At 64.4% G+C, this 20,895-nt stretch carries 20 protein-coding genes and 1 riboswitch; of the genes, 9 read left to right on the top strand and 11 right to left on the bottom strand.

Annotated elements, in window-relative coordinates:
• Nucleotides 1-173 precede the first annotated feature (173 nt).
• Together ACI3EV_RS02495 and ACI3EV_RS02490 are read right to left on the bottom strand one after the other, a co-directional pair.
• Complete coding sequence (locus ACI3EV_RS02495; protein ID WP_337691593.1) at nt 174-1,844, bottom strand: ATP-binding protein; 1,671 nt, start codon at nt 1,842-1,844, stop codon at nt 174-176.
• Nucleotides 1,841-2,515 (bottom strand): response regulator, encoded by a 675-nt coding sequence (locus ACI3EV_RS02490; RefSeq protein ID WP_329770069.1) that lies wholly within the window; start codon nt 2,513-2,515, stop codon nt 1,841-1,843. Before ACI3EV_RS02490 ends, ACI3EV_RS02495 begins: the two co-directional genes overlap by 4 nt.
• A gap of 129 nt (nt 2,516-2,644) precedes the next feature.
• On the opposite strand from ACI3EV_RS02490, the gene ACI3EV_RS02485 reads away from it, so the two are divergent.
• On the top strand, nt 2,645-3,097 hold the full coding sequence (locus tag ACI3EV_RS02485) for an OsmC family protein (protein ID WP_337691596.1): 453 nt from the start codon (nt 2,645-2,647) through the stop codon (nt 3,095-3,097).
• 272 nt (nt 3,098-3,369) lie between these two features.
• On the opposite strand, the gene ACI3EV_RS02480 is transcribed toward ACI3EV_RS02485, so the two are convergent.
• From ACI3EV_RS02480 to clpS, 4 genes are all read right to left on the bottom strand, one after another.
• Nucleotides 3,370-3,669, bottom strand: a complete 300-nt coding sequence (locus tag ACI3EV_RS02480) for an addiction module antidote protein (RefSeq protein ID WP_329770071.1) — start codon at nt 3,667-3,669, stop codon at nt 3,370-3,372.
• Complete coding sequence (locus tag ACI3EV_RS02475; protein ID WP_405198022.1) at nt 3,666-3,962, bottom strand: type II toxin-antitoxin system RelE/ParE family toxin; 297 nt, start codon at nt 3,960-3,962, stop codon at nt 3,666-3,668. Before ACI3EV_RS02475 ends, ACI3EV_RS02480 begins: the two co-directional genes overlap by 4 nt.
• A 239-nt stretch (nt 3,963-4,201) precedes the next feature.
• Complete coding sequence (gene clpA, locus ACI3EV_RS02470) at nt 4,202-6,541, bottom strand: ATP-dependent Clp protease ATP-binding subunit ClpA (RefSeq protein WP_337691599.1); 2,340 nt, start codon at nt 6,539-6,541, stop codon at nt 4,202-4,204.
• Between the two features lie 89 nt (nt 6,542-6,630).
• Nucleotides 6,631-6,987 (bottom strand): ATP-dependent Clp protease adapter ClpS, encoded by a 357-nt coding sequence (gene clpS, locus ACI3EV_RS02465; protein WP_337691601.1) that lies wholly within the window; start codon nt 6,985-6,987, stop codon nt 6,631-6,633.
• A gap of 240 nt (nt 6,988-7,227) precedes the next feature.
• Here clpS and ACI3EV_RS02460 point away from each other — a divergent pair, with 240 nt between their 5' ends.
• The gene (locus tag ACI3EV_RS02460; RefSeq protein WP_329770075.1) at nt 7,228-7,563 is read left to right on the top strand and encodes a cold-shock protein; all 336 of its coding nucleotides are present in this window, start codon (nt 7,228-7,230) and stop codon (nt 7,561-7,563) included.
• A gap of 121 nt (nt 7,564-7,684) precedes the next feature.
• Here the strand turns inward: ACI3EV_RS02460 and icd are convergent, their stop codons facing one another.
• The gene (icd, locus tag ACI3EV_RS02455; protein ID WP_329770076.1) at nt 7,685-8,941 is read right to left on the bottom strand and encodes an NADP-dependent isocitrate dehydrogenase; all 1,257 of its coding nucleotides are present in this window, start codon (nt 8,939-8,941) and stop codon (nt 7,685-7,687) included.
• A 189-nt stretch (nt 8,942-9,130) separates the two neighbouring features.
• On the opposite strand from icd, the gene ACI3EV_RS02450 reads away from it, so the two are divergent.
• Entirely contained in the window at nt 9,131-9,619 is a 489-nt protein-coding gene (locus ACI3EV_RS02450; protein WP_329770077.1) for a DUF192 domain-containing protein, read from the top strand.
• 96 nt (nt 9,620-9,715) lie between these two features.
• Here the strand turns inward: ACI3EV_RS02450 and ACI3EV_RS02445 are convergent, their stop codons facing one another.
• Together ACI3EV_RS02445 and xseA are read right to left on the bottom strand one after the other, a co-directional pair.
• Complete coding sequence (locus ACI3EV_RS02445) at nt 9,716-10,297, bottom strand: Fe-Mn family superoxide dismutase (RefSeq protein WP_329770078.1); 582 nt, start codon at nt 10,295-10,297, stop codon at nt 9,716-9,718.
• A gap of 185 nt (nt 10,298-10,482) precedes the next feature.
• Nucleotides 10,483-11,928, bottom strand: a complete 1,446-nt coding sequence (gene xseA, locus ACI3EV_RS02440) for an exodeoxyribonuclease VII large subunit (protein ID WP_337691605.1) — start codon at nt 11,926-11,928, stop codon at nt 10,483-10,485.
• Nucleotides 11,929-12,333: 405 nt separating this feature from the next.
• On the opposite strand from xseA, the gene lpxK reads away from it, so the two are divergent.
• The 3 genes from lpxK to kdsB are packed head-to-tail and all read left to right on the top strand — an operon-like array spanning nt 12,334 to nt 14,479.
• Nucleotides 12,334-13,446: a tetraacyldisaccharide 4'-kinase gene (gene lpxK / locus ACI3EV_RS02435; protein ID WP_337691606.1), complete on the top strand. Its 1,113-nt coding sequence runs from the start codon at nt 12,334-12,336 to the stop codon at nt 13,444-13,446.
• 47 nt (nt 13,447-13,493) lie between these two features.
• The gene (locus ACI3EV_RS02430) at nt 13,494-13,706 is read left to right on the top strand and encodes a Trm112 family protein (RefSeq protein ID WP_329770081.1); all 213 of its coding nucleotides are present in this window, start codon (nt 13,494-13,496) and stop codon (nt 13,704-13,706) included.
• Complete coding sequence (kdsB, locus tag ACI3EV_RS02425) at nt 13,703-14,479, top strand: 3-deoxy-manno-octulosonate cytidylyltransferase (protein ID WP_329770082.1); 777 nt, start codon at nt 13,703-13,705, stop codon at nt 14,477-14,479. Before ACI3EV_RS02430 ends, kdsB begins: the two co-directional genes overlap by 4 nt.
• Nucleotides 14,480-14,483: 4 nt before the next feature.
• Here the strand turns inward: kdsB and ACI3EV_RS02420 are convergent, their stop codons facing one another.
• Both ACI3EV_RS02420 and alaS read right to left on the bottom strand, forming a co-directional pair.
• Nucleotides 14,484-15,212 carry a hypothetical protein gene (locus ACI3EV_RS02420; RefSeq protein WP_337691609.1) on the bottom strand — a complete coding sequence of 243 codons (729 nt, stop codon included), beginning with the start codon at nt 15,210-15,212 and terminating at the stop codon, nt 14,484-14,486.
• Nucleotides 15,213-15,340: 128 nt separating this feature from the next.
• Nucleotides 15,341-17,974 carry an alanine--tRNA ligase gene (alaS, locus tag ACI3EV_RS02415; RefSeq protein ID WP_405198055.1) on the bottom strand — a complete coding sequence of 878 codons (2,634 nt, stop codon included), beginning with the start codon at nt 17,972-17,974 and terminating at the stop codon, nt 15,341-15,343.
• Between the two features lie 119 nt (nt 17,975-18,093).
• A riboswitch (cobalamin riboswitch) is annotated at nt 18,094-18,306 on the top strand.
• Between the two features lie 148 nt (nt 18,307-18,454).
• Here alaS and ACI3EV_RS02410 point away from each other — a divergent pair.
• The 3 genes from ACI3EV_RS02410 (at nt 18,455) to ACI3EV_RS02400 (ending at nt 20,893) form a co-directional block, all read left to right on the top strand.
• A complete protein-coding gene (locus tag ACI3EV_RS02410; protein WP_329770085.1) occupies nt 18,455-19,096 on the top strand; it encodes an energy-coupling factor ABC transporter permease in 642 nt (213 codons plus the stop codon).
• A gap of 76 nt (nt 19,097-19,172) precedes the next feature.
• Entirely contained in the window at nt 19,173-19,997 is an 825-nt protein-coding gene (cobM, locus tag ACI3EV_RS02405) for a precorrin-4 C(11)-methyltransferase (protein WP_329770086.1), read from the top strand.
• Nucleotides 19,994-20,893, top strand: coding sequence for a sirohydrochlorin chelatase (locus ACI3EV_RS02400; protein WP_337691615.1), 900 nt, complete (start codon nt 19,994-19,996; stop codon nt 20,891-20,893). The genes cobM and ACI3EV_RS02400 overlap by 4 nt, the downstream gene beginning before the upstream one ends.
• Nucleotides 20,894-20,895: the final 2 nt, after the last annotated feature.

Genomic DNA, 20,895 nt, shown 5'->3' with positions numbered 1-20,895 from the left:
ATCGAACGGTCGTTCTATTTTTTCAATAAAACGGGAAAGATTCCGGGTAAATCCCGATAAGCGTCGCCTGGATGACAAGCGTAACAAGACCCGGATGCTCGCATGGTAACGTCCGAACGTGCGTGCAGATACTGGTGCATACCCATAACACCAGTTCCAGGGATCAGGCTACTTCAGAGCGAGACGTCGGGTGCGGGAGCGTCCCTGACGGCGCTGCTGCGCCAGGGCGATGGCGCACTGCCGGGTTGCAGCAGCAGTTGCGGCGCCAGCAGCAGCGTCACGCGCAGGCCACAGCCCTGGCCATCGGCATGCGGCACGCCATCAGACAGGATCAGCTGGCTCTGGTGGCGGTGCGCGATTTCGCGTGCAATCGCCAGCCCCAGGCCGGTGCCCTCGCCCTTGGTGCCGGGCATGCGGTAGAAGCGCTCGAACACCTGCTCACGATGGTCAGGCGCAATACCGGGGCCGTTGTCCTCGACTTCGACAAAGGCCTGTGGCAAGGCCCGATCGGCACCACTGGCCGGCCAGCGTGGACGTGGCGGCTGGCGGATGCCACAGCGCAGCGTGATCTCGCCGCCTTCCGGCGTGTAGTGCAGCGCATTGCCGATCAGGTTGGCCAGCAGCTCGCGCAGCCAGAGCGCATGCGCCTGCACCGTGACCGGCTGCTGCAGGTCCAGCCCCAGATCGATATGCCGATCCAGCGCGGCATCGATGTACTGCTCGAGCAGGCTTTCGCACAGGTCCTGCAGGTCCACCGGTGCCAGATGGCTGGCGTCCATCGCATCGGAATCGGCACGCGACAGCGACAGCAGCTGGTGCACCAGCTGCGAAGTGCGGCGCGTGGCGGCGCGCAGGCGGTAGAAATCGTGCAAGGGCAGTTGCACCATCTCCTTTTGCAGCGCCTCGTTCCAGACCAGCTGCGCGTGGTTGCCGGACAGCACATCGGCCGGTTGCGGTGCGCTTTGCCCGCCAGCCGGTAGCTTGCCGGTGGACGGTGAGGGCTTGATCGATTCGCTCCAGGCATCGATTTGCGCCTGCAGGCCGGCCAGCGGCGTGCGCAGCTGGTGCGCGGCATCGGCGATAAAGCGGCGCTGCGTTTCGGCCTGCGTGTTGACCAGGCCAAACAGGCGGTTGAGCGCCTTCACCAGTGGGCGGATTTCCTCGGGCGTGCTACGCACATCGATGCTGCTGAGGTCGCGCGGGGAACGCTTTTCGACCGCCATGATGAGCAGGCGCAACGGCCGGAATGCGCGCCGCACCGCCCAGCTGATCAGCAGCGAGAACAGCACGATCAGCACCAGGTTCGGGAACACCACCTTGAAGAACACCTGCGACAGCCAGCGCCGGAGCGGGTTGGAGGCATCCGCCACCTCGACGATGACGTCGCCGGCCACGCTGGGCACACGCTGTGCCACGATGCGGTAGCTGATGCCGTTGACTTCCTGGTTGAAGAACTCGGGCTCCTGCGTCAGCGGCATGACGGACGGCAGGTTGTCATTGCCGTGCAGCAGCCGACGCTGCGGCGTGAAGATCTTGTAGGTGACCAGGCCTTCGCGCTCGCGCAGGAACTCCTCGACCGGCGCGGCCAGCACCAGTACCGGCGGGTCATCGGAATGCACGCCGACAGCGATGATGGAATCGGCCAGCAGCGGCACCAGCCGCAGCAGCTGCTGGTCCTGCTCGCCGGCCAGGCTGTCGGCCGAACGGTAATCGACCCAGGCGTTGAGCAGCCCGAGCAGCACCAGCGGCACGATCAGCATGTAGAGCAGGCGGCGCTGGATGCGGACGGTATCGACCTTGACCAGTCCTTCCTGCGCCGGCAGCCAGCGGGTTTTCCAGTTCATTCAGGGCGCTGTTCGATGCGGTAGCCAAAGCCGCGGATGGAGCGCAAGGCGATGCCATAGGGATCGAGCTTGGCACGCAGGCGCGAGATATAGACCTCGACCGCGTTGAGCGTGATTTCCTTGTCCCAGCCAGTGAGCGCCTGCAGCAGCTTGTCCTTGCTGACGGGCTTGGGGGCGTGCAGCATCAGGTACTGCAGCACGGTCCATTCGCGCGGACCGACATCGAGCGGCTGCTCGTCGGCCATGACCTGGCGCGCGGCGGTGTCAAGCGAGATGCGGCCGAGTGTCAGCACCGAGCTGGTCGCTGCCTGCGAACGGCGCAGCAGTGCGCGCAGGCGCGCCAGCAATTCGGGCAGCTCGAAGGGCTTGACCATGTAGTCGTCAGCGCCGGCATCCAGGCCCTGCACCCGGTCGTCGAGCGAATCACGCGCCGTCAGCATCAGCACCGGAATCGACAGGCCGCGTTCGCGCATGCGCTCGGTCAGCGCCATGCCGTCCATCTGTGGCAGGCCAACGTCGATGATGGCGGCATCAAAGGTATCGGAGGTGAGCGCGTCCAGCGCCGATTCGGCACTGCCCACGGCATCGACCACATAGCCGCCAGCCGAGGTCAGGCCCTGCTTGATGCCGTCGGCCAGCATCTGATCATCTTCTACCAGTAACAATCGCATGGGGATGGGCTCCGTATGGCTGCAGGAACAGGCTTCCATTGTGCCTGCACCCGGAAAGACCGGCACCGGCAGCAAGGAGATGTATTCTGCTCCTACAATCTGCCAGATTTACCCAGGGGAGGCAAGACTATGGAATGTACCGTCAGCTGGACCGGCGGACTCGATACCCGCTCAAGCATGGGCTTTGTGGCCGAAACCGGCAGTGGCCATGTGGTGATGATGGATGGTGCGCCCGACGCCGCCAAGCCGGAGAACGGCGGCCGCAACCTGGCACCGCGCCCGATGGAGCTGCTGCTGAGCGGCCTGGGCGGCTGTGCCGCCTACGATGTGGTGCTGATCCTGAAGCGCGGCCGCCACCAGGTGGAAGGCTGCAGCGTGGCGATCGAGGCCGAGCGCGCCGAGACCGATCCCAAGGTGTTCACGCGCATCCACATGCAGTTCACCATTCGCGGCAAGGGCATCCCGGCCAGCGCGGCTGAACGCGCGATTGCCATGAGCCACGACAAGTACTGCTCGGCCAGCCAGATGCTGGGCAAGACCGCGACTATTACGACCGGCCTGACGCTAGCCGAAAGCGCATGAATTCGCCATGACAAAATAGTGAAAAACGCGACTTTTTAACGTTACATGGCGTCAATACGTTGCCATTTGCAGACAAAATCCTGCGAATCGTGATTTTTTTGACGCATTGCAGCAAACTTCTTGCGAACGCCCGTGCACAAAACTGCAATTGTGGCTACACTCGAGTCGTTGCATATTCAGTTTCATGCAATAGTTGTCTCCTCCACCCTCTTATCAGGTGGATTCACCCCAAGTCTTCGGACTTGGGGTTTTTTTGGTCTGGCAAAGCTTGATCAGCTGGCGCGCTGCGCCGGTTCAATCGTCAATCTGAGCCCCAGTGCCGCGATTACCTTGAACAGGGTCTCGGAGCTGGGTGCACGCTCTCCACTCAGGCTCTTGTACAGGCTTTCGCGAGACAAGCCGGTTGCCTTGGCCAGTTGCGTCATTCCGCGTGCACGCGCCACGTCTCCCAAAGCTGCAGCCAGCTCCAGCGGATCATTGTCTTCCAGCACCTGTCGCAGGTATTCGGCCACCTCGTCATCGTTGGTGAGGTAGTTGGCCATGTCAAAGGGCCGGGTCTTGCTGTTGCTCATGAGGTGATCTCCCTGGCCATGGCTTGTGCCGCGGCGATATCCAGCGCCTGGCTGGACTTGTCACCACCGCCCAGCATGATGATCAGCACGTTGCCGCGCTGCGTGTAGTACATGCGCCAGCCGGGACCGAAGAATTCGCGCATCTCCCAGACGCCGTCTCCAACCGGTTTCACGTCACCGAGATTGCCATTCTTGGCACGGTTGACGCGCCGGCGCAGGCGGATACGTGTGGACATATCGCGAATGGAGTCTACCCAACTGGCGAACGCCTCGGTTTCCAGGACGGTGTACATGGATGATTGTATCCCTGAGGCTACATGTGCACAAGAAGCCATTCCTTTTCACTTGCTTCTTTGTGTGACTACGGATGAGGAAAGATGCTGCTCACGTCACCTTCTTCTATGTCTTTACTAGAATAATTTTAATACCTTTTTATTATTCTGTTTTCAGATATCAACGAGTCGCTGACGAAAAAAAAGCCAGCCCCTTTCAGGACTGGCCCCTGCGCGTTCAAACGCTGGTTAGCAGGCTATCAGTTCGCCTCAGCCGGCTCTGCCTTGCCAGCCTTGGGCTCCTTCTTCAGCGGCGGCTGGATGTCCAGCACGATGCCGCTGTTCTCTTCCTGCTTTTCGTCGTAGTCCACCGTCAGGCGGCCAGCTTCGGTCAGGCGGCCGAACAGCAGTTCGTCAGCCAGCGCCTTGCGGATGGTGTCCTGGATCAGGCGCTGCATCGGGCGCGCGCCCATCAGCGGATCAAAGCCCTTCTTGGCGAGGTGCTTGCGCAGCACGTCGGTGAAGGTGGCCTCGACCTTCTTCTCCATCAGCTGCTGTTCCAGCTGCAGCAGGAACTTGTCCACCACGCGCAGGATGACCTGCTCGTCCAGCGGCTTGAAGCTGACCATGGCGTCCAGGCGGTTGCGGAACTCGGGCGTGAACAGGCGCTTGATGTCGGCCATTTCATCCCCGCTTTCGCGCTTGGTGGTAAAGCCGATGGTGCTCTTGTTCATGGCCTCGGCGCCGGCGTTGGTAGTCATGATGATCACCACGTTGCGGAAGTCGGCCTTGCGCCCGTTGTTGTCGGTCAGCGTACCGTGGTCCATGACCTGCAGCAGCACGTTGAAGATGTCCGGATGTGCCTTCTCGATCTCGTCGAGTAGCAGCACGCAGTGCGGTTTCTTGCTGATCTGTTCGGTCAGCAGGCCACCCTGGTCAAAGCCGACGTAGCCCGGCGGCGCACCGATCAGGCGACTGACCGCATGGCGCTCCATGTACTCGGACATGTCAAAACGCACCAGATCCACGCCCATGATGTAGGCGAGCTGCTTGGCGGCTTCGGTCTTGCCGACACCGGTGGGGCCGCTGAACAGGAAGGCACCAATCGGCTTGTCCTGCTTGCCCAGGCCGGAGCGCGCCATCTTGACACTGGCTGCCAGCACCTCGAGCGCCTTGTCCTGGCCGAACACCACACTCTTCAGGTCACGCTCCAGCGTGGCCAGCTTGCTGCGGTCATCGCTGCTGACACTGGCTGGCGGGATACGTGCGATCTTGGCCACGATGTCCTCGATCTCGTTCTTGCCGATGGTCTTCTTGCGCTTGCTGGCCACCAGCACACGCTGGGCCGCACCGGCTTCATCGATCACGTCGATCGCCTTGTCAGGCAGCTGGCGGTCGTTGATGTACTTGGCCGACAGCTCGGCCGCAGCCTGCAGCGCCGCCTGCGCGTACTTGACGCTGTGGTGCTCCTCGAACCGGGACTTCAGGCCCTTGAGGATATCCACCGTCTGTTCCACCGTCGGCTCCACCACTTCCACTTTCTGGAAACGGCGTGACAGGGCGGCATCCTTCTCGAAGATGCCACGGTACTCGGTAAAGGTCGTCGCGCCAATGCACTTGAGTTGGCCGCTGGACAACGCCGGCTTGAGCAGGTTGGACGCATCCATGGTGCCACCGGAAGCGGCACCGGCACCGATCAGGGTGTGGATCTCGTCGATGAACAGGATCGCGTCCGGCTTGTCCTTCAGCGACTTGAGCACGCCCTTGAGGCGCTGCTCGAAATCACCGCGGTACTTGGTACCGGCCAGCAGCGCGCCCATGTCGAGTGCGTAGACTTCGCCCGTGGCCAGCACCTCGGGCACCGTGCCCTGGGTGATGCGCCAGGCCAGGCCTTCGGCGATGGCCGTCTTGCCGACACCGGCCTCGCCGACCAGCAGCGGGTTGTTCTTGCGGCGGCGGCACAGGATCTGGATCACGCGCTCGACTTCAAAGTCGCGGCCGATCAGCGGATCGATCTTGCCTTCCCTGGCTGCCTGGTTCAGGTTGTTGGTGAACTGGTCCAGCGGCGAGCCTTTCTCGCCACGCTCGCTGGAAACCTGTTCCTCGCCAGCGCCTTCGCCCTGGCCGCCCTCCTCGGGCTTGTGCGGCTCTTCGGACTCACCGCTCTTGCGGATGCCGTGGGCAATGTAGTTGACCACATCCAGGCGCGTCACGCCCTGCTGGTGCAGGTAGTACACGGCATGGGAATCCTTTTCGCCGAAGATGGCGACCAGCACATTGGCCCCGGTGACTTCCTTCTTGCCATTGCCGGTGCTCTGCACATGCATGATGGCGCGCTGGATGACACGCTGGAAGCCCAGCGTCGGCTGGGTATCGACCTCATCGGTGCCCGGCAGTTGCGGGCTGTGGTCCTGGATAAAGTTGGCGAGCGACGTGCGCAGGTCGTCCACGTTGGCGGCGCAGGCGTGCAGCACTTCGGAGGCACTGGGGTTGTCCAGCAGCGCCAGCAGCAGATGTTCCACGGTGAGAAATTCATGCCGCTGTTGCCGGGCCTCGACAAACGCCATGTGCAGTGTCACTTCAAGTTCTTGAGCGATCATTTCGGGTTCCTTTCACACAGCATTCGGAAGCCCCATGTTAACCGGAATCTCCCATGCTGCCTTGGGCAGAACATGGGGCTTACCAGCAGTTATTCAACCGGTTCGCTCACACATTGCAACGGGTGTCCGGAGGAGCGCGCTGCCTCCATCACCTGCTCGACCTTGGTCTGGGCAATATCCCGCGTATAGACACCGCAGATGCCACGCCCTTCCATGTGCACCTTCAGCATGATGCTGGTAGCCGTCTCGCGATCCTTGTTGAAGAACTCCTGCAGCACCAGCACGACGAACTCCATAGGCGTGAAGTCGTCATTGAGCAGCACCACCTGGTGCATGGCAGGCGGTTTGGTCGGCTGCAGGCGCGGACGCGTGGCCACGACGGCATCGCCCTGGCGCTGCGGGTTGGCGGGAGGCTGATGGGGTTGCTTGGGAGTCTTGCTGGCCATAATAGGAGGATTGTCGCCGAATCGCCGCCGACTTGCAGCAGGTCGACTCGGAGACGCGTCAATCCGATTGGCTTTGCCGGACTGGCGGACGCCTGCAGTTGCGCCGGACGCACATCGGCAGAACAACCCATTGACACGGCCGCTTGTCTATTCGTAACATTCCGCTCCAAATGCTGCATCCATTCGGATAGTACGCAGGTAACAAGAAAACCAACATCCCGGATACGGGGAGACAGGCATATGGCAACAGGGACAGTCAAGTGGTTTAGCGACGCCAAGGGCTACGGCTTTATCGAGCCGGACGGTGAAGCCGGCAAGGATATCTTTGCGCACTTTTCCGCGATCCAGATGGAGGGCTTTCGCACCCTGCGCATGGGCTCGCGCGTGAGCTACGAGTTGCATGATGGTCCCAAGGGGCCGCACGCCCTGAACATTGCCCCGCTGCCCGGCGAAGAGCAGCCAGAACCCCCGGCCAGTACGCGCGAGGACAGCGGCCCGGTGGTACTGGATCCCGCCGGCGACCGCCCGGCCATGCGCGATCCCGTGGAAGAAGGCGTGAAACCGCTGCAGTTCTGATGTCGGTCGACCGGGACTGACCTGCTCATCCATTCCCGCAGGCACAAAAAACCCGGCGCCTCCAAAGAAGCGCCGGGCATCATGCTGTCTGCCTGGGCCGCAGCGACGGCCCGGATGCAGATTACATGTTGTCGATCATCACCTGGCCAAAGCCGGAGCAACTGACCTGGGTTGCACCTTCCATCAGGCGGGCGAAGTCGTAGGTCACCTTCTTGCTCTTGATGGACTTGCCCATGGAGCTGATGATCAGGTCGGCGGCTTCGGTCCAGCCCATGTGGCGCAGCATCATTTCGGCGGACAGGATTTCGGAACCGGGGTTCACGTAGTCCTTGCCGGCGTACTTGGGCGCGGTGCCGTGGGTGGCTTCGAACATGGCCACGCTGTCAGACAGGTTGGCACCCGGAGCGATACCGATACCGCCGACCTGGGCTGCCAGGGCGTCGGACACGTAGTCGCCGTTCAGGTTCAGGGTGGCGATCACGCTGTACTCTGCGGGGCGCAGCAGGATCTGCTGCAGGAAGGCGTCAGCAATGCTGTCCTTGATGACGATCTCGTTGCCGTTCTTCGGGTTCTTGATCTTCATCCACGGACCGCCGTCGATCAGCTCGCCGCCGAATTCGGTCTGGGCCAGTTCGTAGGACCAGTCACGGAAGCCACCTTCGGTGAACTTCATGATGTTGCCCTTGTGCACGATGGTGACGGAGGGCTTGTCGTTGTCGATGGCATACTGGATGGCCTTGCGCACCAGACGCTGCGTGCCTTCCTTGGACACCGGCTTGACACCGATACCGGAAGTTTCCGGGAAGCGGATCTTGGTCACGCCGAATTCTTCCTGCAGGATCTTGATCAGCTTCTTGGCCTTGTCGGACTGGGCTTCGAATTCGATGCCGGCGTAGATGTCTTCGCTGTTCTCGCGGAAGATCACCATGTTGGTCTTCTGCGGCTCTTTCACCGGAGACGGCACGCCTTCAAAGTACTGGATCGGGCGCAGGCAGACGTACAGGTCCAGCTCCTGGCGCAGGGCCACGTTCAGGGAGCGGATACCACCGCCAACGGGGGTAGTCAGCGGGCCCTTGATGGACACCACGTAGTCCTTGATGGCGTGCAGGGTTTCTTCCGGCAGCCAGACGTCGGGGCCGTACACCTTGGTGGACTTTTCACCGGCGTAGACTTCCATCCAGTGGATCTTGCGCTTGCCGCCGTAGGCCTTGGCCACGGCAGCGTCAACCACCTTCAGCATCACGGGCGTGATGTCAAAACCAGTACCGTCGCCCTCGATGTAGGGAATGATGGGCTGATCCGGCACGTTCAGGGACATGTCGGCGTTGACGGTAATTTTCTCGCCCTCGGTGGGCACCTTGATATGCTGGTAAGACATAGTCGCTCCGTATTGGTTATTCGCAATGTGAGACACATACCGGTTCGTCGGGGCATGGGTCATGCCACGCCTGCACGGTGTGTGGCTCCATTTTAAGGCCAAATGTCACACATGAGGTCCTGCGGGGTTTCCATGGGAACTTCGGCGCTGCCTACAATTCCAAACTGGATCATCCCGAGAAAAGCCACCATGAAACTGCGTCCCCTGCTGCTGTCCTGCGCCCTGCTGCTGCCCCTGTCCTTGCCCATGGCACAGGCGCAAAGCCCGTTCCTGAACCAGCCCCAGCTGGACCTGCCGCGCGCCACGCTGCAGGCCGGCCGCCAGCAGATCAGCGTACAGCTGGCGGAAACACCGCTGCAGCGCCAGATCGGCCTGATGCACCGCCGCCAGATGCCGAAGCACGAGGGCATGCTGTTCGTGTTCGAGCAGCCCGGCGTGCAGTGCTTCTGGATGAAGAACACGCTGTTGCCGCTGACCGCCGCCTTTCTTGACGATGCCGGCCGCATCGTGAACCTGGCCGACATGCAGCCGCAATCCGAACAGCAGCATTGCTCGGCCAAGCCGGTGCGCTATGTGCTGGAGATGAACCAGGGCTGGTTCCGCCAGCAGGGACTGCGTGCCGGCATGCGGCTGAAGCACCCGGTGTTTGATGCCGCGCTGACACCCGCCAGGCGCTGATCCTTTTCATGCGCCCATGAAAAACGGCCTGCCGGAAATTCCGGTCAGGCCGTTATTGCTGGTGCCAGCCTGTCAGATAACAGGCAGCTCAGGGCATCAGGCGAAGTTTTCTTCGGCGAACTTCCAGTTGGCCAGCTTGTTCAGGAAGGCTTCCACGAACTTGGGGCGGGCGTTGCGGTAGTCGATGTAGTAGGCGTGCTCCCAGACGTCAACCGTCAGCAGGGCCTTGTCGTCGGTCGTCAGCGGCGTGCCGGCCGGGCCGGTGTTGACGATGTCCACGCTGCCATCAGCCTTCTTCACCAGCCAGGTCCAGCCGGAACCGAAGTTGCCCACGGCAGACTTGGTGAAGGCTTCCTTGAAGGCATCGAAGCTGCCCCACTTGGCGTTGATGGCATCCGCCAGGGCGCCGGACGGCTGGCCGCCGCCGTTGGGCGTCAGGCAGTTCCAGAAGAAGGTGTGGTTCCAGATCTGGGCAGCGTTGTTGTAGATGCCACCGGAAGACTTCTTCACGATCTCTTCGAGTTCCATGTTCTCGAACTCGGTGCCCTTTTGCAGGTTGTTCAGGTTGTCCACATAGGCCTTGTGGTGCTTGCCGTGGTGGTATTCCAGGGTTTCCTTGGAATAGTCAGGCTCCAGGGCGTCAATGGCAAACGGCAGGGCGGGCAGTTGGTGTTCCATGCTAGTGTCCTTGTCAGATGTGGTGTGGGTATTCGCTGTCTCCTGCCGCGCAGCCGGGGCAGGAGCCGGCACGCCAGACTGGCAGCCGGGTACCGCTGCCTGCCGCAAGACGGCTGGTCAGTGGTCCGGATCATTGTCGCACAAAGGCCGGATTCCATTTCCGGCACAAGGGATATGGATTTGCCCTAGTCGGCAGTGGCCGGACGCAGCTCGACCTGGCCATCGTGCATCGTGGCGCGGATGCGGTCGGCCTGGCGCAGCTGCTGTGCGCTGCCGAGCACCTGGCCGGCCTCGTCCTGCAGCAGGGCGTAGCCGCGCTGCAGCACCAGCGCGGGATCGAGCAGGCGCAGCGCCTGGTCGGCGCGGGCCAGCCGGCTGGCGGATTGCTGCAGCGCCTGCTGGCTCCCCTGGTGCAGATCCTGCTGCAGGCCTTGCAGCTGCTGGCCGGCATCGCGCAGATCGCGCTGCGCCAGCGCCTGTAGCCGCTGTTGCAGTTGCTGCAGCCGGGCCGACTGTTCGCCCACCGTGCCCTGGCGGTGCACCACCAGATGCAGGCACTGCTGCAGCTGTTGCAAGCGGCTGCGGCGCTGCTCCTGGCCGCGCTGGCGCTGCTGTTGCAGGCGCAGGCCGAGCGCCTGCAGGTGCAGCTGCTGCGCATGCGCACGCTGGCCGCTGCGCGCCAGCCCCCAGCCCAGGCGATCGAGCCGCTGCGCGGCACCATCGAGCTGGCGCTGCACCAGCTGTTGCAGGCGTTGCCTGCGTGCCAGCGCCAGCTGCCAGGCGTCTTCGGCCGGCAGCGCCGCCAGCTCTGCGGCGGCGGTCGGCGTGGGCGCGCGCAGATCGGCACAGAAATCGGCAATCGTGACATCGGTTTCGTGGCCGATACCGCTGATCAGCGGCACCGGGCTTTGCACGATGGTATGCGCCAGCCGCTCGTCGTTGAAGGCCCACAGGTCTTCCAGCGAACCGCCGCCGCGCACCAGTAGGATGGTGTCGATCGGCGGTGCCAGCGTGGCCTCGCCAGCCTGCTGGCGGCGCACCAGGGCGTAGAGCGATTCCAGCGCGTCCACCAGCGTGGCCGGCGCCGCCGCACCCTGCACCAGCGCCGGCACCAGCAGCACAGGCACTTGCGGCGCACGCCGCTGCAGCGCGATTGCCACGTCACGCAGTGCCGCGGCGCCGAGCGAGGTGACCAGGCCGATGCCGCGCGGAAATGCGGTCGGCGTGCGCTTGCGCGCCGGATCGAACAGGCCTTGCGCCTCCAGCGCCGCCTTGCGTCGCAGGAAGTCCTCGTACAACGCGCCCTGGCCGGCACGCTGCATGCGCTCGACGATCAGCTGCAGGTCGCCACGGCCTTCGTACACCGTGATGCGCGCCTGCACCTCGACCAGCTCGCCATCGCGCGGCATCCAGCTCAGCTGGCTGGCAGCGCGGCGGAACAAGGCGCAGCGCAGCTGGCCAGTGCTGTCCTTCAGGCTGAAGTAGCAGTGGCCACTGGCGGCGCGGCTGAAGCCGCTGAGCTCGCCGCGCACCGTGACATAGCCAAAGCGCGCTTCCAGCGTATCGGCCACCGCACGGCATAACGCACCGACCTGCCAGACGCGCTGGCGCGGGGTCTCAGCGTGCTCCATGGCACCCCTCCGGCTGCAGGTAGTCCACAGTGTTGCCTGATGTCACGAAGCCTGAACATCCGCCCGCAAGTGCCAATGAGTTCGTCATAACTTGTTGATTTTTATGGAAATTAAACCTGCTCAAAATGTAGTCAACCTGTCACACACACGATGAATCGCGGGTTTGGAGCATTTGTTGGGCCACTATCCACAAAGTTATCCACAGCTTGCGTGGACAATTCCACAGGCCCTGGCGGAGCGCTGCAAATGAAGCGTTTAGCCGGCAATGCTTCAGTGCTACACCCCGCCGTGACACACAGATCGCTACAACCCCGGATGATACCGGCCGCCCCGCCAGCTGCCGGGCAGGTGATAATAGCCGTTGACCTTTTACCCGCTGCCGTACTCCCGCCCTCCTCCCCTGCCATGTGGTCTGATTCCGCCTTTCTGCACCGTACCCTGCCGCGTATCTGGCAGCAACGCGGTCTGGCCTCCATGCTGTTGCGCCCGTTGTCGGCGCTGTACGGCCTGGTCTGGCGCTGGCAGCGCCGGCGCGCCGTGCGCAGCAACCGCACCCGGCTGCCGGTCCCGGTGCTGGTGATCGGCAACGTGGTGGCCGGCGGGGCCGGCAAGACACCGACCACCATCGCCACGGTGCAGCACTTCCAGTCGCTCGGCATTCCGCTGGGCGTCATTTCGCGCGGCTATGGCCGCAGCGCCGATGCCCCGGACTGCGTCTGCATCACGCCCGATATCGATGCCGCCATTGGTGGTGACGAGCCGGTGCTGATTCACCTGCGTACCGGCGTGCCGGTAGTCGTCTGCGCTGACCGCACCCGTGCGGCGCAACAGCTGCTCAAGCTCTACCCGCAGACGCGGCTGATCCTGTGCGATGACGGCCTGCAGCACCATGCGTTGCTGCGCGATGGCGAGATCTGCGTGATCGACGAGCGCAGCATCGGCAACGGCCTGCTGCTGCCGGCCGGTCCGCTGCGCGAGCCCTGGCCGCGCGCGGTCGATATCGTGCTGCTCACCGGCCAGCCTGATCCGCCACTGACGATACCGCCGGGCCAAGCCGCCTACCAGGCCAGCCGTACCTTGCACGACCACGCCATGCGCGCCGATGGCCGCCAGCATGCCCTGGCCGAGTGGGTGCGCCTGCAGCAACCCGTGATCGCGCTGGCCGGCATCGCCCAGCCGGAACGCTTCTTCAGCATGCTCGAAGGCCTGGGCCTGACCGTGGCCGAACGCCATGCGCTGCCCGATCACGCCAACCACGACACCCTGGCCGGCCTGGCACGCGAGCTGCTGTCGCGCCGCATGCCGGTGCTGTGCACCGAAAAGGACGCCGTCAAGCTCTGGGACATGCTGCCGCAGGCCTGGGCGGTGCCGCTGGTGCTGACCCCCGAACGCGCCTACTACGCCGCGCTGTCGGCCTGGTGGCTGCGCCAGGCACGTTTCAACGGCCATCCGGCGGCGATGCATCCGGCACCGGCCGAGCCCGCATTGGCAGAAGCCGGCAGCGCGCCTGCCTCCTGAATCGGCAGCCGTACAATGGCTGCATTCCTACCGAGAAGAGAAATCCCATGGATCCCAAAATGCTGGAACTGCTGGTCTGCCCCGTAACCAAAGGCCCCCTCACCTACCAGGCTGCCACGCAGGAGCTGGTATCGCTCAGCGCGCGCCTGGCCTATCCGGTGCGTGACGGCATCCCGGTGCTGCTGGAGAACGAGGCGCGCACCCTGAGCGACGACGAGATCGACGCCGGCCGCAAGCCCCAGCCCGACACGGCCGCATGAGCGCTCTGCCCTTCACCATCCTGATTCCGGCGCGCATGCAGAGCACGCGTCTGCCGGGCAAGCCGCTGGCCGATATTGCCGGCGTGCCGATGGTGGTGCGCGTGGCGCAGCGTGTGCAGGGCATCAGCGAGCAGGTGCAGGTCGTGGTTGCCGCCGACGATGTGCGCGTGCTGCAGGCCTGCGAGGCGCATGGCGTACAGGCGCTGCTGACGCGCGATGACCATCCCTCCGGCAGCGACCGGCTGGCCGAGGCCGTGACGCTGCTGAACCTGTCTGACGATGCCATCGTCGTCAACGTGCAGGGCGATGAGCCGCTGATCGACCCGGCCTTGCCGGCCGCGATTGCCGCGCTGCTGGCCGCCTCGCCGCAGGCCAGCATGTCCACCGCCGCCCATCCGATCACCGACTGGGCCGACATGCGCAACCCGAACGTGGTCAAGGTGGTCTGCGACGCGCAGCAGCTGGCGCTGTATTTCAGCCGCGCACCGATTCCGTGGTGGCGTGATGGCTATGCCGATGGCGACATACCGGCCGTCCTGTCGGTCGAGCCGCAGCCGCTGCGCCATATCGGCATCTACGCCTATCGCGCCGGCTTCCTGCGCCAGTTCCCGACGCTACCGCAGGCCCCGATCGAGACCTGCGAATCGCTGGAGCAGCTGCGTGCGCTCTGGCACGGCCACCGCATTGCCGTGCACATCACGCCCGATGCACCCGGTACCGGTGTCGATACGCCGGAAGACCTGGAGCGCGTGCGCGCCCTGCTGGCGGGCTGAGGCCTCAGCGGTCCTCGCGGCCGCCCATGGCCATCCCCATGCCCATGCCGGCACCACCGCCGGCTGCCGCGCCGCCTGCGCCACCTCCTCCGCCGCCACCGCCACGGGCATTGCCCGCTCCGGCACCAGCGCGACCGCCACCCGGGCCACTGCCCGGACGTACCGGCCCCTGATCGGGCACCCGCACATCGGCCGGAATATCTTCCAGGTACAGTGCCGATCGGATAAAGGTACGCAGCGAATGCACCAGCGCAGCCAGCCGCACTGGGCGGCCATCGACCATGTCCTGCGCCGCCTTGGCCGCCAGCCGCACCTGCTCCTCCGTGCCCAGCAGGATGATGTCGGACAGCGCCGCCTCGACCGCATCACGCGTGCGGCGCCGGCGTTCGGCAATCGTGTCCGGTACCGGCCCCCATTCGTGGCCTTGCAGCTCCTCGACCAGATCCAGCTCGCTGCGGACGGCCTGCGGCGCAGCTGCCTGCACCGCATCCTGTTCGCGCTTGTGGCGCGGATCGACCGTCAGGTCACCGGTAAACGAGCCGCCCAGCGTCTTGTAGGCGGCAATCAGGGTGCGCAAGCGTTCGTTGATCTGGCGGTTCTCGCGTTCGCGCTTGCGCTGGATGGTCTGCATGAACACCAGCCGGATGCCGATCATCAGCAGCGTCATCACCAGCAGGCTGATGATGGTGCCGAGAAAGCCCTGCCAGGAACTGAAGTCGATAAAGCTGCGCATGCACGATCCCCGAGTGACAAACGAAAAAGGCGACCGGAAACCGGTCGCCCCCGTGTGCAGGCATCATGCCATGCACGGCGCAGTCAGGCTGTCAGACCAGGCCGCAGCCTGTGCCTGACGCCGCAGGGTCAGGCGCGCTCGCCGACCCAGCCGGCCACGCTCTCCAGCGCTGCCTGCAGGCCAGCCGGGTTGGTACCGCCGGCCATCGCCATGTCGGGCTTGCCGCCCCCCTTGCCACCGACCTGGCTGGCGACAAAGTTGACCAGCTCGCCGGCCTTGATCTTGCCGATGCTGTCCTTGGTGACACCGGCCGCCAACTGCACCTTGTCGCCATCGACCGCGGCCAGCACGATGGCGGCGGTCTTCAGCTTGTCCTTGAGCTTGTCCATGGTCTCGCGCAGGGTCTTGGCATCGGCACCATCGAGCTGGGCGGCCAGCACGCGGATGCCCTTGACCTCGACCGCGCTGTTGGCCAGCTCGTCGCCCTGGCTGGAGGCCAGCTTGCCCTTGAGCGCGGCGATTTCCTTCTCCAGCGTCTTGACCTGGTCTTGCACCTGGCTGATGCGGCCCAGCAGCTCGGCCGGCGGCGTCTTCAGCGCTCCGGCAGCGTGTTCGACAGTCCTTTCCAGATCCTGCAGGTAGGCCAGCGCGTTCTGGCCGGTGACGGCCTCGACGCGGCGCACGCCGGAGGCGACACCGCCTTCAGCGACGATCTTGAACAGGCCGATATCGCCGGTGCGGTGCACATGGGTGCCGCCGCACAGCTCGACCGAGCTGCCGATATCCAGCACGCGGACTTCATCGCCATATTTTTCGCCGAACAGCATCATGGCGCCGGTCTCGCGTGCAGCGTCCATGTCCATCAGGCGCGCCTGGGTGTCGGTGTTGGTCAGGATCTCGGCGTTGACCTTGGCCTCGATAGCGGCGATCTGCTCGTCAGTCAGCGGCGCGTTGTGGGCAAAGTCGAAGCGGGTGCGCTCGGCGTTGACCAGCGAACCCTTCTGCTGCACGTGGCTGCCCAGCACTTCGCGCAGCGCCTTGTGCATGATGTGGGTGACGCTGTGGTTGCGCATGGTGGCTTCACGCAGCGCCGGGTTGACCTGTGCCAGCACGCGGTCGCCAACCTGCAGCTTGCCTTCGGTCATGACGCCGTGGTGGCCGGGCACATCGGTCTTGACCTTCAGCGTGTCCTCGACACGGAAGGCGCCGCGGAAATCGGCTTCGCCAGCGGTGTTAACGGTAGCGAGCACGCCCTGGTCACCGACCTGGCCGCCGCTTTCGGCGTAGAACGGGGTGACGTCGAGTACCACCACGCCGGCCTGGCCTTCTTCCAGCTGCTGCACCGGTTCGCCATCGGCGTAGAGCGCCTGCACCGTGGCCTGGCCCGTCAGGGTGTCGTAACCGGTAAAGGTGCTGGCCGCACCCTGGTAATCCAGCAGCTTGCCCATCTTGAACTTGCCGGCAGCGCGAGCAGTGTCCTTCTGCTCCTGCATGGCTTCGTCAAAGCCGGCTTCATCGACCGTGACGCCGCGCTCGCGGCAGACGTCCTGCGTCAGATCCAGCGGGAAGCCGTAGGTATCGTGCAGCTTGAAGGCGACATGGCCGGGCAGTTCGCGGCGGCCGGCGATCAGGGCGTCGTCCAGGATCTCCATGCCTTTTTCCAGCGTCTCGAAGAAGCGCTCTTCCTCGGTACGCAGCGCATCGGTGATCAGCTGCTGCTGTTCGCGCAGGCGCGGGTAGGCATCGCCCATGAGCTCGACCAGCACCGGCACCAGCTTGTGGAAGAACGGCGTCTTCTGGCCCAGCTTGTAGCCGTGGCGGATGGCGCGGCGGATGATGCGGCGCTGCACGTAGCTGCGGCCCTCGTTGCCGGGCAGCACACCATCGCTGACCAGGAAGGCGGTGGCGCGGATGTGGTCGGCAATGACCTTGAGCGAGGGGTTGGCCAGGTCAGCGCAGCCGGTTTCGCGCGCGGCGGCGCGGATCAGGGCATCGAACAGGTCGATCTCGTAGTTGCTGTGCACGTGCTGCATGATGGCGGCGATGCGCTCCAGGCCCATGCCGGTATCGACGCAGGGAGCCGGCAGCGGCGTCAGGCTGCCGTCCTCGTGCATCTCGAACTGCATGAACACGTGGTTCCAGATCTCGATGAAACGGTCGCCGTCCTCGTCCGGGCTGCCCGGAGGGCCGCCGGGGATATGGTCGCCGTGGTCGTAGAAGATCTCGGAGCACGGGCCGCAGGGACCGGTATCAGCCATCATCCAGAAGTTGTCCGACTTGTACTTGCCACCCTTGTTGTCACCGATGCGGATGATGCGCTCTGCCGGCAGGCCGATGACGTTCTTCCAGATGTCGTAGGCTTCATCGTCGTCCTGGTAGACGGTGGCCAGCAGGCGTTCTGCCGGCAGGCCGTAGACCTGCGTCAGCAGCTCCCAGCCCCACTGGATGCTTTCCTTCTTGAAGTAGTCGCCAAACGACCAGTTGCCCAGCATCTCGAAGAAGGTGTGGTGGCGTGCGGTGTAGCCGACGTTTTCCAGGTCGTTGTGCTTGCCACCGGCACGCAGGCAGGCCTGTACGCTGGCCGCGCGCACGTAGGGGCGCTTGTCCGTGCCCAGGAACACCTCCTTGAACTGCACCATGCCAGAGTTGGTGAACATCAGCGTCGGGTCATTGCCCGGCACCAGCGGGCTGGAAGGCACTACCGTGTGGCCCTTGCTGGCAAAGAAGTCGAGGAAGCTCTTGCGGATTTCCGCAACCGTCATTTTCTGGGGGGAAGTCATGCTTGCGTGCCACCCGGCTGGGGCGGCTGGTAAAAGTGAAAAAATCGCTGTCCAGATTATAGGTGTCGCTGCATTCTGTTGCATGCCGCGGGAGCAGCCTATAATGCCAGTCACGCACAGGTGTCCTGCGGCTGCAATGCCACAGGATGAAACGGGAAACTGGTACGGCTTCGGCCCAGTCCAGTGCTGCCCCCGCAACGGTATGTCAGCCAAGCCTGCCGCAACACGCCACTGGTCCTTGAACCGGGAAGGTGCTGCAGGCCGTCACACGACACTGACAAGCCCGGAGACCGGCCTGCGCGATCCAGGTTTGTCAGCGTTGCGGTGGGCGATGCGGGCGGCAGTGCACGTGCGCGTCCCCGCGTCTTGCGTGCCTCTCTCCCCTCCTTCATCACGACTGTGACAGACAGTCTGCCAGCCCCGCTGGCAACTCTCGTCAAGGCGATGCATCAGGAGGAAACCATGCACATCGAACCCGGCATTCTTGCCGCCACCAAGCTCTCTTTTGCCACCATTGCCGCCAGCGGCATGCTGCTGGCCTACGCCCCGCGCCTGCTGAAGCAGCCCACGCTGCTGCTGCGCACCCTGCTGGCCGCCAGCTTCTTCTCGCTGTTCATGCAGCTGTTCCACATGCCGGTCGGGGCCTCCGAGTTGCACTTTGTCGGCGCCATGCCGATCTACCTGCTGCTGGGTTTCGTGCCGACGCTGTTCGGCTTTGCCTTTGGCCTGCTGCTGCAGGGTCTGCTGTTTGATCCGCAGGATCTGGTGCACCTGGCAGTGAACGCGCTGTCGCTGATGGTGCCGCTGGCCGTGGTGCACTACGGCATTGGCCAGCGCATTGGCCGCCAGTTCAGCGTGGCCAATATCGTCAAGCTGGATGCGCTGTTCTACGCCGGCGTGACGCTGATGGTCGGCTTCTGGCTGCTGCTGGGCGAGCAAGCCACGCCGCTCGCCCACTGGGCGCAGTTTGCCGCCTCCTACATGGCGCTGGTGCTGCTGGAGCCGCTGGTGACGCTGGCCGTGCTGCGCCTGGCCAGCCTGTTCCGTGACAGCAACTGGGCACGCCTGTGCCTGGACGAACGCGTCACCACCACTACCGCCTGATTCCCTGATTGCCGCTTTCTGGCCGGCCTGTTGCTACAGGCCGGGCTGCGGCATGCCCTGTTGACGGATATTTCCCATGCCAACTCCCCCTACCCCGGGCCAGGTCTGCTTCGTCGGTGCCGGCCCTGGCGACCCGGAACTGCTCACGATCAAGGGCCGCGACCTGATCGCCCGGGCCGGCGCCATTCTCTATGCCGGCTCGCTGGTCAGCGAAGCTGCCACGCGCTGGGCACCGCCCGGCTGCACGATTGCCGACAGCAAGGACATGACGCTGGAGCAGATCTGCGCCTGGCTGATCGCCCAGGCCCGGCAGCACGCCACCGTGGTGCGCTTGCAGACCGGCGATCCTTCACTCTACGGCACGCTGATCGAGATGGTGCAGCCCCTCGATACCGCCGGCGTGCCGGTACTGGTGGTACCGGGCGTGACCTCGGCCATGGCGAGCGCGGCCACGGCGGTGGAGAGTTTCACCCTGCCCGAAGTCACGCAGACCGTGATCCTGACCCGCATTGCCGGCCGCACGCCGATGCCCGAGGGCGAAAGCCTGCGCGAGCTGGCGGCGCACCGCTGCACGCTTTGCATCTACCTGTCGATCACGCTGCTGCACACCTTGCAATCCGAGCTGCGCGCCGCCGGCTGGCCGGAAGACGCGCCGATGCTGGTGGTGCACAAGGCGAGCTGGCCAGGCGAGGAAAAAATCCTGCGCGGTACGCTGGCCACGATCAAGGACATCTGCCGCGAGGCCGGTGTCGTCAGCCAGAGCATGGTCATTGCCAGCCCGGCACTGGGTGCGCGCCACTGGCCGGAACTGGCCAAGTCGAAGCTGTACGACGCCAGCTTCAGCCACCGTTTTCGCCGCGCCAGTGCGCCGGCACCCGCTTCCCCGGAGACCCCGACATGACAACCACCCTGCTGCTGGTCGGCCACGGCTCGCGCGATGCCGATGGCAATGCCGAAATCGAACAATTTGCACAACAGTGGCGGCAACGCCAGCCCGGCTGGCACATCGAACTGTGCTTTATCGAGTTTGCCGAGGTGCTGCTGGACACCGGGCTGGACCGCGCGGCCCGGCTGGCACAGGCCGGTAACGGCAAACTGCTGGTGCTGCCGCTGATCCTCAACGCCGCCGGCCATGTGAAAGGCGATATCCCCTACGCCATTGAGCAGGCTCGGCTGCGCCATCCACAGGTGCAGTTCGATTACGCACCGCATCTGGGTGCCGGCGAGGCGGCGCTGGCCATGCTGCAGCGCCAGCTGCGCCAATGCATGCAACGGCTGGACATGCCGGATCCGCGCAACACCGGCGTGATCCTGCTGGGACGCGGCTCCAGCGACCGCCAGCCCAACGGCGAGGTCGCCAAGCTGGCGCGCTGGCTCTGGGAAAGCGCGCAGCACGAGCTGGTGGACGTGGCCTTTACCGGCATCACCCATCCGCGGCTGGAGCGTGCGGTGCAGCGCCAGGTCATTCTGGGCATGACGCAGGTCGTGATCCTGCCCTACTACCTCTACACCGGCACGCTGGTCAAGCGCATCCAGCGCCAGCTGCAGCACCTGCGTGTGCAGTACCCGCAGATCCGTTTCGCGCTGGGCCATTACCTGGGCTTCGAGCCGGAGATCTTTGCGCTGCTGGAACAGCGCGTGGAGCGCTGGCAGCGCGGTGCACCGCATGCCACGGTGCGCTACGACGTCAGCGGCCATGTGCCGCACCACCATCACGGGCACGACCATGCGCACGAACACGCCCATCACGATCACCACCACGGGCATGCGCATGCTCACGCCGAAACCGCGCACTGAAC

It is taken from the genome of Allobrachymonas wangyanguii (assembly GCF_045055315.1).
In the GTDB taxonomy this organism is placed as follows: Bacteria; Pseudomonadota; Gammaproteobacteria; order Burkholderiales; family Burkholderiaceae_C; genus Brachymonas; species Brachymonas wangyanguii.
This window is presented reverse-complemented; position numbering and strand designations above follow the sequence as displayed.